The 11,751-nt window shown below is 61.2% G+C and carries 11 protein-coding genes; 3 read left to right on the top strand and 8 right to left on the bottom strand.

What is annotated here, in order from left to right:
• A partial coding sequence (locus QZS13_RS09285) for a hypothetical protein (RefSeq protein ID WP_295588241.1) occupies positions 1 to 886 on the top strand: 886 nt, incomplete at its 5' end.
• Positions 887 to 946: 60 nt separating this feature from the next.
• On the opposite strand, the gene groL is transcribed toward QZS13_RS09285, so the two are convergent.
• The 4 genes from groL to QZS13_RS09265 form a co-directional block, all read right to left on the bottom strand.
• A complete protein-coding gene (gene groL, locus QZS13_RS09280; protein WP_295588238.1) occupies positions 947 to 2,572 on the bottom strand; it encodes a chaperonin GroEL in 1,626 nt (541 codons plus the stop codon).
• A gap of 190 nt (positions 2,573 to 2,762) precedes the next feature.
• Positions 2,763 to 3,047, bottom strand: a complete 285-nt coding sequence (locus QZS13_RS09275; protein WP_025544992.1) for a co-chaperone GroES — start codon at positions 3,045 to 3,047, stop codon at positions 2,763 to 2,765.
• A gap of 264 nt (positions 3,048 to 3,311) precedes the next feature.
• Positions 3,312 to 4,238, bottom strand: coding sequence for a diacylglycerol kinase family protein (locus QZS13_RS09270; RefSeq protein WP_295588234.1), 927 nt, complete (start codon positions 4,236 to 4,238; stop codon positions 3,312 to 3,314).
• 42 nt (positions 4,239 to 4,280) lie between these two features.
• Positions 4,281 to 5,390 (bottom strand): class I SAM-dependent RNA methyltransferase, encoded by a 1,110-nt coding sequence (locus tag QZS13_RS09265; protein ID WP_295588231.1) that lies wholly within the window; start codon positions 5,388 to 5,390, stop codon positions 4,281 to 4,283.
• A gap of 165 nt (positions 5,391 to 5,555) precedes the next feature.
• On the opposite strand from QZS13_RS09265, the gene QZS13_RS09260 reads away from it, so the two are divergent.
• Both QZS13_RS09260 and QZS13_RS09255 read left to right on the top strand, forming a co-directional pair.
• Positions 5,556 to 6,032, top strand: a complete 477-nt coding sequence (locus QZS13_RS09260) for an NfeD family protein (RefSeq protein WP_295588228.1) — start codon at positions 5,556 to 5,558, stop codon at positions 6,030 to 6,032.
• Positions 6,033 to 6,044: 12 nt separating this feature from the next.
• Positions 6,045 to 6,995: an SPFH domain-containing protein gene (locus tag QZS13_RS09255; protein ID WP_295588226.1), complete on the top strand. Its 951-nt coding sequence runs from the start codon at positions 6,045 to 6,047 to the stop codon at positions 6,993 to 6,995.
• Between the two features lie 54 nt (positions 6,996 to 7,049).
• Here the strand turns inward: QZS13_RS09255 and ppk1 are convergent, their stop codons facing one another.
• The 4 genes from ppk1 to QZS13_RS09235 all read right to left on the bottom strand — a co-directional run bounded on the left by ppk1 (position 7,050) and on the right by QZS13_RS09235 (position 11,708).
• Positions 7,050 to 9,149: a polyphosphate kinase 1 gene (gene ppk1, locus QZS13_RS09250; protein ID WP_295588224.1), complete on the bottom strand. Its 2,100-nt coding sequence runs from the start codon at positions 9,147 to 9,149 to the stop codon at positions 7,050 to 7,052.
• Positions 9,119 to 10,030, bottom strand: coding sequence for a phosphatase (locus QZS13_RS09245; protein ID WP_295588221.1), 912 nt, complete (start codon positions 10,028 to 10,030; stop codon positions 9,119 to 9,121). Before QZS13_RS09245 ends, ppk1 begins: the two co-directional genes overlap by 31 nt.
• 161 nt (positions 10,031 to 10,191) lie before the next feature.
• Entirely contained in the window at positions 10,192 to 10,959 is a 768-nt protein-coding gene (locus tag QZS13_RS09240) for an HAD family hydrolase (RefSeq protein WP_295588218.1), read from the bottom strand.
• Between the two features lie 155 nt (positions 10,960 to 11,114).
• On the bottom strand, positions 11,115 to 11,708 hold the full coding sequence (locus QZS13_RS09235) for a hypothetical protein (RefSeq protein ID WP_295588215.1): 594 nt from the start codon (positions 11,706 to 11,708) through the stop codon (positions 11,115 to 11,117).
• Positions 11,709 to 11,751: the final 43 nt, after the last annotated feature.

Raw genomic sequence — 11,751 nt, 5'->3', positions numbered from 1 at the left:
GGTAGCCTGCACCGGGCAGCTTACCGAAGATACCGGCTGTCAGCAGCTCATCCAGCTGGCCGGACAGACAGACACCACAGTGGATATGACGGATGCCAGATATGGAGAACCTCTGGGCAGCTTCCCCGGAAAGACTCTTGCCAACTTTCTCAACACCCGGACGTGGGAACAGGTGGGATCTACCGACACCCAGGATCTGGAGTTGGAATATGAGATTACTCTGCGCAGCAGCTCCGGCGAATCCTTGGGCACTCTGTGCTTCCGGCGTGACACCATCACCGGCGACTGCTACGCCTCGGTGGCTTTGGGGAATGAGAGTGCCGTTACCTTTGCTGTTTCCCCCTGGGACGCCCAGACCGCCCTTGCCATGACCAGGCTTGACCAGGAGGCATATACCCTCCGCTCCACCCTGCCCGGCGGGGGTGAGATGGTTCTGGTGCGCTCCGACCCCGCCGCGGGCACGGAGTATCACTGGCTCTTTTACACTGAGGATGGCAGGGACTACTCCCCCATCAGCAGCGACCTGGACACCCAGTACAGCCGGGTAGCGGAACACATGGTGTTTGTCAGCCGGGATGTGGGCTTTCTGTCCTTCCGGTATGAGGGACTGGACGGTTATCCCGACCCCAATCTCTACCGCACGGAGGACGGCGGCGCCACCTGGCAGCGGATAGCTCTGCCCATGGGCGACATCACCACGGGAAACGGCTACAGCGGGATTCATGTGACCGCCATGGAATTTGAAGATGGGCTGAACGGTTCTGTTACCGTCAGCATGGATCAGGATGGCGGCCAGGCGGACGCCCTGTCCTGCGTCTTTGTCACCGGCGACGGCGGCAGGACCTGGGCAGCCGTCACCAGCGGCGGACCGCTCCAGTCGAACTGATTCCAGACATAAAAGGGCCCCCGGAACGTTGTTCCAGGGGCCCAAACTTTTGGTGTTGGATTAGTACATACCGCCCATGTCGGGAGCGGCGGGAGCAGCGGGAGCGGGCTCCTTCTTGTCGGCCACCAGAGCCTCAGTGGTCAGCAGGGTGGCGGCGATGGAAGCGGCGTTCTCCAGAGCGGAGCGGGTCACCTTGGCAGGATCAATGATGCCGGAGGCAACCATGTCGCAGTACTCTTCCTTATAGGCATCGAAGCCGTAGCCGTTCTTGCCGGAGGAGCGGACCTTCTCCAGGATCACGGAGCCGTCCAGGCCGGCGTTGGCAGCGATCTGACGGATAGGAGCCTCCAGGGCCTTGGCGATGATCTGCACGCCGGTCTTCTCGTCACCCTCCACGGTGTTCAGCAGAGCTTCCACAGCGGGGATGATGTTGACGAAGATGGTGCCGCCGCCGGCGACCACGCCCTCTTCCACAGCGGCGCGAGTGGCGTTCAGGGCATCCTCGATGCGCAGCTTCTTCTCCTTCATCTCAGTCTCGGTAGCAGCACCGACCTTGATGACAGCCACGCCGCCGGCCAGCTTGGCCAGACGCTCCTGCAGCTTCTCCTTATCGTACTCGCTGGTGGTGTTGGCGATCTGCGCACGGATCTGGGACACACGGTCCTTGATGGCAGCGGCGTCGCCGGCACCGTCGACGATGGTGGTGTTCTCCTTGGTGACCTTCACCTGACGGGCACGACCCAGCATGTCGATGGTGGTGTTCTTGAGCTCCAGGCCCACTTCCTCACTGACGACAGTGCCGCCGGTCAGCGTGGCGATATCCTGCAGCATCTCCTTGCGGCGATCACCAAAGCCGGGGGCCTTCACGCACACCACGTTCAGGGTACCGCGCAGACGGTTGACGATCAGGGTGTTCAGGGCCTCGCCCTCCACATCCTCGGCCACGATCACCAGCTTCTTGCCGGACTGAACCAGCTGCTCCAGGATGGGCAGGATGTCGGAGATGACGGAGATCTTCTTGTCGGTGATGAGCAGATAGGCGTCGTCGATGACGGCTTCCATCTTCTCGGTATCGGTAACCATGTAGGGGGTGATATAGCCGCGGTCGAACTGCATGCCCTCGACCACCTCGCTGTAGGTCTCAGCGGTCTTGGACTCCTCAATGGTGATGACGCCGTCGGCGCTGACCTTCTCCATGGCGTCGGCGATCAGCTTGCCGATCTCCTCGTCGCCGCTGGATACGGCACCGACACGGGCGATATCCTTGGAGCCGTCCACGGTCTTGGCCTGCTTCTTGACCTCAGCCACAGCGGCCTCCACGGCCTTGGCCATGCCCTTGCGCACCACGATGGGGTTGGCGCCGGCAGCCAGGTTCTTCAGACCCTCGTGGATCATGGCCTGGGCCAGCAGAGTGGCGGTGGTGGTACCGTCGCCGGCCACGTCGTTGGTCTTGGTGGAGACTTCCTTCACCAGCTGAGCGCCCATGTTCTCAAAGGGATCGTCCAGCTCCACTTCCTTGGCGATGGTGACGCCGTCGTTGGTAATCAGGGGAGCGCCGTACTTCTTGTCCAGCACCACGTTGCGGCCCTTGGGGCCCAGGGTGACCTTGACGGTATCGGCCAGGGTATTGACGCCGGCTTCCAGAGCCTTACGGGCCTCGTCGCCGCGCTTAATGAGCTTTGCCATAATTGCATTACCTCCAAATCTTTGTTAAAAGGGGAGCAGGCTCCCCCTTTAGATCCCCCACCAGGCCGCCGCAGCGCACTCGCTGCGCTCGCACGTTTGCGGCCTGAGAGGTGTTTTTGACGACGTACACGCCGCCGTCAAAACAGTTAAAAGGGATTCGCCTTGGGCGAATTGAAATCAGATCTGCGGATTACTCCACAATGGCCAGGATGTCGTTCTGGCGCACCACAACGTACTCCACATCCTCCAGGGTGACCTTGGTGCCGGCATACTGGCTGGTGATGACCTTGTCGCCGGGCTTGACGGTCATGACCACGTCCTTGCCGTCCACGTTGCCGCCGGGGCCGACGGAGATAACCTCAGCCACAGAGGGCTTTTCCTTGGCGGAACCGGTGAGGATGATGCCGCCCTTGGTGGTCTCCTCGGTTTCCACCATCTTCAAAATGACACGATCTGCAAGCGGAGTGAGCTTCATGGGAATTCCTCCTTATGGTAAATAAAAATTTTGAAAACAAATTCAGCGTTAGCACTCAACTCTCTCGAGTGCTAACGCTGTTATATTAGCGCAACCGCATCCGTTTGTAAAGGGGGATTTTCACAAAAGTTATGAAATATTTGTGAATTCCGTACAGGCCAAATGAAACCGTCGGATTTCCCCCTCCAAACAGGATAACCGCACAGGCACAGGGTCGCGGCCGCAGAAAAAACGCGCCCGGCAGCCATTGCCGAAGCGCGCTTTTTATCTGGCGGTAGCGTTGGGATCACAGCCCTTGGGGCCGAAAAACAGCACCTTCCGATCCGAGAGGGTCATGACCACCTCCCGGCTGCGGAAGCACTCACCATCCAGGCAGGTGACAATGTCTTTCTCCCCCCGGATACGAACCTCCCGGGCCGTGGACACCTGAATCATATCCCGGGGCAGGGCGTCGTGGTCTCCGGCGGAATAGGCCGGGAACAGCCGGGCAAAGGTGGCGCGGCTGACTTTTTTGATAAGAACGGTATGCAGCACGCCGTCGTTCATCCGGGCCTGGGGCACAGGGGTAGAGCCGCCGCCGTAGTAGCGTCCGTTGCACATGGACACCAGCGCGTACTCCCCCGTCTCCTCCCTGCCGTCCAGGCTCACGGTCCAGCGATGGCCGATCCCCTTGAACAGAAAATTCACCACTACGGAGCAAAGGTAGCTGCCCCGGCCGCTCAGAAGCGGAAAGCCGCCGTAGCGGTGAACACTCTCGGCAATCTGGGCGTCGATGCCGTTGCAGGCGATGGTAAGACACAGCCGGCCGTTGCAGTCGATCAGATCCAGCGGGAACGGTTTTCCGTCCCACAGGTTCTCCGGGTCGCGGAACTTCTCCTGGTCCGGACCGAAGTTCTTCAGAAAATCGTTGCCGGTGCCCAGCGGAAGCGAGGTCATGGCAGCATTGTCAAAGCCCGCAATGCCGTTGGCCACCTCATGGATGGTGCCGTCGCCGCCGCAGGCATAGATTCGCAGCTCCTCCCCGGTCTGTGCCAGACGGCGGGCCATCTCCGTGGCTCCGCCGGGACGGTCCGTCAGCATACACCGGCAATCCAGGCCGTGCCGGGTGCGCAGCGCGTCCGCCATGGCATAGACCTGGGCGGTGTGGTCATGCTTTCCCGCCCGGGGGTTGATGATGAATACATGGCGCACCGACCCGCACCTCCCCGGCTTTCGTAATATTTTCCGGAAAAATTACTTTCCGTACTGGAACACATCGCATTTGAGCATGCCGTTATAGAGCTTGCGCTTTTTATCTGCAGTCCGGCCGAAGCACTGCTCGAACTCCGTGTGGGATGAGAGAATCAAAATGCGCCACTTGGGCGGCATCTGGGCCATGGCCCGGCCGAACACCCGGTACAGCTCCCCAGCCTCCTTCTTTTCCAGCAGCCGCTCACCGTAAGGCGGGTTGGTCACCAGCTGGCCGTACTCGCTGTCCCGATGAAAGGCAGCTGCGTCGGCCACCTCAAAGCGGATGCAGTCGTCCACTCCCGCCAGCGCGGCGTTGTGCTCTGCCAGTTCCACGGCGGCAGGGTCGATGTCCCCACCCCAGATATCGTAGGTGCCGTGAAATTCCTTGTCCATGGCCTCGTCGGCGGCGTCCATCCAGAGCCCCGCGTCCATGTTCTTCCACTTCTGGGCGGCAAAGCTCCGGTCCAGGCCCGGGGCCCGGTTCTTGGCAATGAGGGCCGCCTCGATGGGGATGGTGCCGCTGCCGCAGAAAGGATCGCAGAAGGGGTCTTTGCCCCGGTACCGAGAGAGCAGCACCAGCGCCGCCGCCAGCGTTTCCTTCAAGGGCGCGCCCATGTTCCTGGCCCGGTAGCCCCGCTTGTAAAGGCCCTCGCCGGAGGTGTCCAGATACAGCGTGGCCGTGTCCTTGATAATGGCAAACTGGATCTGATAGCGGCTGCCGGTCTCCGGCAGTGTCTCGCAGCCGTATACATCTCCCAGCCGTCTCGCCGCTGCCTTTTTCACGATGGCCTGGCAGGCAGGCACGGAGTGCAGCGTGGAATTGAGGCTGTACCCTTTCACCGGAAACTCTCCGTCCCGGGGAATGTAGTCCTCCCAGGGCAGGGCCGCCACGCCCTGAAACAGCGCCTCAAAGTCCGGTGCAGGGAAAGACCCCAGCTCCATAAGCACCCGGGCCCCGCAGCGCAGGTTCAGGTTCAGCCGGGCAATGTCCCCCATGGTCCCCTGGCAGTGCACCCGCCCATTTTCCGCATGTACCTCCTGCAATTGCAGGCGGCGCATCTCCTCCGCCACCAGGGCCTCCAGCCCGAACAGACAGGGCACCGTCAGTTTCATGGCCCGCTCCTCCTCGTTTTCTCAGTAATTCATCCACAGTATAACAAAAAACCCCGCCGGACGCAACGGGGCGGGATTGTAACCAAAATGAAATTCATTCTCCCCCGCTTCCATGGTATAATGCAATTGAATCCTGCAAAGCTATGGAAAGGAGGCGCAGTTCCCATGATGATCTGGATCTGGCTGGGCGCCATTGTTCTGTTCGGCATTGTAGAGGCCCTGACCGCCGGGCTGGTGTCCATCTGGTTCGTGGCCGGCTCCGCCGCCGCGCTGCTGGCAGCCCTGGCACACGGGTCACTGACGGTGCAGCTGGTGGTATTCGCCGCGGTATCCGCCGCCGCGCTGGCCATCACTCGTCCCCTGGTGCGCAAGTTCACCCAAGGGCGTACCATTCCCACCAACGCAGACCGGCTGCTGGGCCAGGAAGCCAAAGTCACAGAGACCATTGACAACGAAAACGCCGCCGGCACTGTCTATGCCGACGGAAAGACCTGGTCCGCCCGCAGCACCGACGGCACTGTGATCCCCGCCGGGGAGATGGTGCGCATCCGGAAGATGCAGGGCGTAAAGCTGCTGGTAGAACAGCTTCCCCTGGCGGCAGGAGCCGGGAAAGATACAAAAATTACGAAAAGTGCGAACTGAGGAGGGTTATCTATGCCGATCCCCGTTGGAACCATCGTTGCCATCATTCTGGTGGTATTGATTCTGCTGGTCATCATCACCAACATCGTCATTGTCCCCCAGTCCAAGGCCTATGTGGTGGAACGCCTGGGGGCGTTCCGGGCTGTGTGGGGCGTGGGGCTGCACCTGAAGGTGCCCTTTATCGAGCGGGTCGCCAAAAAGGTGTCCCTCAAAGAGCAGGTGGCGGACTTTGAGCCCCAGCCCGTCATCACCAAGGACAACGTCACCATGCAGATCGACACGGTCATCTACTTCCAGATCACCGATCCCAAGCTCTATACCTACGGCGTGGAGCGGCCTATGAACGCCATTGAGAACCTGACGGCCACAACGCTGCGCAACATCATCGGCGACATGGAGCTGGATCAGTCCCTGACCTCCCGGGATACCATCAACACCCGTATGCGGTCCATTCTGGACGAGGCCACGGACCCCTGGGGCATCAAGGTCAACCGGGTGGAGCTGAAGAATATCATTCCGCCCCGGGAGATCCAGAACGCCATGGAAAAGCAGATGAAGGCCGAGCGGGAGCGCCGGGAGTCCATTCTCCAGGCCGAGGGACAAAAGCAGTCTCAGATTTTGGTGGCCGAGGGCGAGAAGCAGTCCGCCATTTTGAAGGCCGACGCCGCCAAGCAGGCCGCCATTTTGAAGGCGCAGGGCGAAAAGGAAGCCCGCATTATGGCCGCCGAGGCAGAGGCTCAGGCCATTTTGCAGGTCCAGCAGGCCATGGCCGACGCCCTCAAGCTTCTGAACGCCGCAGCCCCCAACGACCAGGTGGTTAAGCTCAAGGCCCTGGAGACCATGCAGAAGGTGGCGGACGGCAAGGCCACCAAGATCATCATTCCCAGTGAGCTGCAAGGTCTGGCAGGCCTGGCCGCCAGCGCCAAGGCCGTCTTTGAAAGCGACCCGGACGAGAAGAAGTGATTTTATTCCGCAGAAAGGCACCTCCGGCAAAAGCCGGAGGTGCCTTTTTTATGATTACCGGCGCCCAAGCAGCTGCCGCAGCCGCTGTGCGGCGCTGGGCCGGGGTTCCCGGGTGGGCGTGAACTCCGGCGGGTGATCGAGATAATACTGCTGCACGGACACGGGCTCCTCCCCCGCAGGGCACGGCACATAACTGCCGTCGGGCAGCAGACGGCGGGCCTTCACGTTATCCGCCAGAATCCGCTCCAGATAGTCCGAGAGGAACCCCCGCAGCTCTTCGCTCTCCACCGGGCAGGCCACCTCCACCCGGCGCACCTGGTTGCGGGTCATGATATCCGCCGATGAAATATAGATCTGCCGCAGGGCTCCCTCGCCGAAGCAGTAAATGCGGGAGTGCTCCAGAAAGCGGCCCACCACGCTGGTGACGGTGATGTGGTCGGTTTTACCCGGCAGTCCCGGCACCAGGCAGCAGATGCCCCGGACAATCAGGTCGATGCGCACGCCTGCCCGGGACGCCTCCGAGAGCTTGTCGATCAGCTCCCGCTCCGTGACGGAGTTGGTCTTGAGAATAATGCGTCCCCGGCTGCCCCTGGCAATCTCGGCATCCATGAGACGCAGCAGCGTCTGCTTGAGGGACACCGGCGCCACCAGCAGTTTTTCATAGCTGCCCCGCAGGTCCCCGATGAGCATATTCTGGAAAAAGGCCACCGCATCGGCGCCGATGGCCGGGTCTGCGGTCATGAGGCAGAAGTCCGTATAGACGCCGGCGGTCTTTTCGTTGTAGTTGCCGGTTCCCACCTGGGTGATGTACCTGAGTCCGCTCTTTTCCCGGCGGGTGATGAGGCAGAGCTTGGCGTGGCACTTATAGTCCGTCGGGCCGTATAGGATGCGGCATCCCGCCTCCTCCAGCTCCCGGGCCCAGCCGATGTTGTTCTTCTCGTCGAACCGGGCCCGCAGCTCCACCAGTACGGTCACGGCCTTTCCGTTCTCCGCCGCCGCGCAAAGGTGCTTGACCACCGCGGATTTTCGGGCCAGCCGGTAGACCGTGATCTGAATGGACAGCACCGCCGGGTCTGCGGCGGACTCCTTCAAAAGCTCCAGAAACGGCTGCATGGAATGGTAGGGATAAAACAGCAGCACGTCCCGCTGCTCCACCTGCTGCCACATGGGTACTCTCCGGGACAGGTAACCGGGCCAGGCGGGGGCATGGGGCGGGTAGAGCAGCTCCGGGTCCAGGCCCTCCAGATCGTAGGCATATCCCAGCGACAGCGGACAGGCACACACATAGCTCTGCTCCGCTCCCAGTTTCAGCCGCTGCAGCAGCTCCTCCCGCAGCCGGGGCGCTTGGCCCTGCATCTCCAGCCGCACCGGAGCCAGTCGCTCCCGTCGGCGCAGCAGCCGGGTCATGTGGCTGCGAAGGTCCAGATCTTCCTCGTCAAACCGCTCGTCATAGGCAATGTCGGCGTTGCGGGTTACGGACACCACCGCCTGTTCCTCCAGCCGATAGATCTTAAAGATCTTCCGCAGGTGGGCTGCGATGATGCTCTCCGTGCGCACAAAGGCGCCGGAACGCCCCGGCAGCTGCACCACAGGCCCCACCGGCTCCGGCACCCCCACGATGCCCAGCCGGGTGTGGTGTCCGTCCTGCAGCAGCGCCGCGGCGTAGAGGGCCTTGTTTTTCAGATGAGGAAACGGATGGCACGGATCAATGATCTGGGGAGAGAGCAGCGGCCGGATGCTCCGGCGGTATACGTCCCGGACATACTCCCGGTCAGCTCCCTTGAGCTTTTCATAGGGAATGTCCTCCACCCCCCGGTCCGCCAGGGCCGCGGATACCTGGGCATAGACGCTGTCCCGGCGGCGGATCAGCGGCTCCACCGCCTGAAAGATCATGGAAAGCTGCTGGGCCGGCGTGTGTCCACCCTTGTTGTCCAGCGCCTCCGGCGCCACCAGGTCCAAATCCACCAGGCTTCCCACCCGTACCATGAAAAACTCGTCCAGATTGCTGGTGAAAATAGACAAAAACCGCAGTCGTTCCATCAGCGGCACCGATTCGTCCGCCGCTTCCTCCAGCACCCGCTGGTTAAACTTCAGCCAGCTCAGCTCCCGGTCCTGGGTATAGCTCAAATCCTGTTTTCCAGCACCTTGCGGCATAAATAGCCCTCCCTGACGCCGTAGCGGCTGATATAGAGCTCCTGCCGGCAAAGGGCCCTGCATACGGCATTCATCAGTAAAATTCCCGGCAAAATCGTGTGGATGCGGTCGGGACAGGCTCCCAGGATCAGCTTCCTGGCCTTGGCGTCCCGCCGGCACAGTGTTTCGGTCAGTTCGTCCAGCTGACGGGGCGTCAGCCGCCGCTCCACTGCCGGCCGCTCATAGTAGGCGTTGGCGATTTTCAAAACCGCCCGGGCCGTACCGCCCACGCCGCACACCCGATCTGCCTTCTCCCGCGGCAGCTCCGCCTCCCGCAGGGCATTTTCTGCCGCCGCGGCGATGGCCTCCAGCTCCCGGCGCTTGGGCCAGATCTTGCTTACATAGCGGGTAAACAGATTCAAAGAGCCCACCGGCAGGCTCTGAGCCCGCAGGATGCGTCCCTCCTGCACCTCCACAATCTCCGTGCTGCCGCCGCCGATGTCGAACATGGCGCCGGAGCGCAGATCCAGCGTCCGCAGTGCGCCGTAATAGCCCAGCTCCGCCTCCTGGTCACCGGAGACCACATCTACGGAAAGCCCCGTCTCCCGGCGGATGGTATCCACCGCCTCCGCCGTGTTGCGGATATTCCGCAGCGATGCAGTGGCAAACACCTGCACCCGCTCCACGCCGCAGTACTCCAGCAGGCGCTGGAACTTTTTCAGCGCGTCGCAGGCCCGGCGGATTCCCGCCTGGGAGAGCACCCCGTCTTCCACCTCATTGACAAGTCCCGCCATCTCCTTTTCCGAAAACAGCAAGTCGAAGCCGCCTCCAGGCAGCGTGTTGTACACGGACAGCCGGATGGTGTTGGAGCCCAGATCCACCACGGCGTATTTCATAGACATCGTTCCTTTCCCTCCGCGCCCTCACGGGCAGTCTCCTTTTTATGATGCCCTTTTTTATGTAAAATCCGAAAGCCGTTCTTTGTAAAATTCTTGAAAAGCAGGCCGCTCCTTCTGCGTGCAAAAAAGCGGCTGCTTTTGCAGCCGCTTTTTATCTTCACCATTCAGGAAGGGGCCTTCTCCGGATTGATCTCATCCAGCCAGGCAACCAGTTCCCGGATGTCCCGGATCACAATGTCCGGGCGCTCGGCATCCGCCGCCACCTCTGCGTCCTTCTGGGCGGAGAGGAACGATCCGATCTGAACGGACTTGCCGAAGCCTGCCCGCTTGGAGCCGATGATGTCCCGGGACACCGTGTCCCCCACATACACACACTCCGCCGCCGTCACCTGCATCTGGCGCAGGGCGATCTGGAAAATGCCCGGGTGAGGCTTACGGTAGCCCACCACGCTGGACACCGTCACATCCTCCATAAACGAGCGGATGCCATACTGCTCCAGCACATCAAAAACATTATAAAGAGAGGCGTTGTTGGAGATGACGCCGATGCGGTAACCCCGGTCCTTCAGCGCCTGGAGCATTTCCCGCGCGCCGGCGCGCAGTTCCCGGTGGTAGTAGGTTACCTCCCACAAATTGGCCAGTTTTTCGGAGATGGACTCCAGCACCTGCCGGTCAAAGTGGAAATCCCGCAGATAGTAGTCCGGCCAGATCTCCTCCGGTTTTTTCTCCAGGTGCACATGCTCGCTCCACTGCTTGTAGCTGCGCACGCCCTCCATGACCCGCCGGTCAAACTCCTCCGCAGAGCAGCCCGGCTCCAGCCCGGCAGCGCGCAGCTCCTGGGCCAGGCGGGCCATGACCTCCGCCCGGGTTGTCTCATTGTTCCAGATATCCTCCAAAGTCCCGCCCATATCAAATAAAACTGTGGTCAGCATGCCTGTGCCTCCTTCATATTCTTACTTGGTCAGGGCGGACTCCGCCCAAACCGCATTGTGGCCGGAAAATTCCGCTTGTTGAAATGCAGTCCGTGCAGCGCCGGAAATTCCGCCCGTGGGTTCCGCTCTTTCTATCCGGACGGACCGTGTGTCAGTCACACCTCGTCATCCTCTCCGTACAGCAGCATGGCCTCCTCTTCAGCGGAGCGGGGCTGCCGGGGTGCGGAGTGGGGCATGTCAGCCGGTTTCTTGGCCTGGACGCTGCCGCCGGATTTTTCCACTGTCTCCAGGATCTCCTGGCGCAGGGTCTTTTTATCATGCTGCGCAGGATTTCTGCGCTTTATTTTCAAGTAAACAGGCCAGGCCACCGCGTTGCCGATCACCACCGGCCCCAGGCCGAACATGGTCACAACCTGCAGCATCATGCTCCGGGACTCGTCCGGAAGCATCCATACCGCCACATAAAACATGGCCAGCACCACTGCAAGGCCTGCAAAGCCATAGGGCGCCACCCGCTTGTCCGGGATCAGAAAAGCCAGGCAACAGATGGCCGTGCCCAGCACGGAGATAATCAGCGAATGGACCACCGTGGTGGCCGCATTGCTCCCCAGGGTAACGCTGCGGTACAGCGGTTCCGCCAGGAGAGAAGTCAAGATGCCATATACGATCAAATAGCCCACAGCAGTAAAAAACGCTGCAATGGCAATGGGACTTTTACGCCGGTTTTGTTTGTCGATAAAAAAGCTCATGGGATCCTCATTTCGTTTTCAGGCAGGAAAAGCGGCGGGCGGA

This window comes from uncultured Oscillibacter sp., from assembly GCF_900546705.1.
Classification (GTDB): domain Bacteria; phylum Bacillota; class Clostridia; order Oscillospirales; family Oscillospiraceae; genus Oscillibacter.
This window is presented reverse-complemented; position numbering and strand designations above follow the sequence as displayed.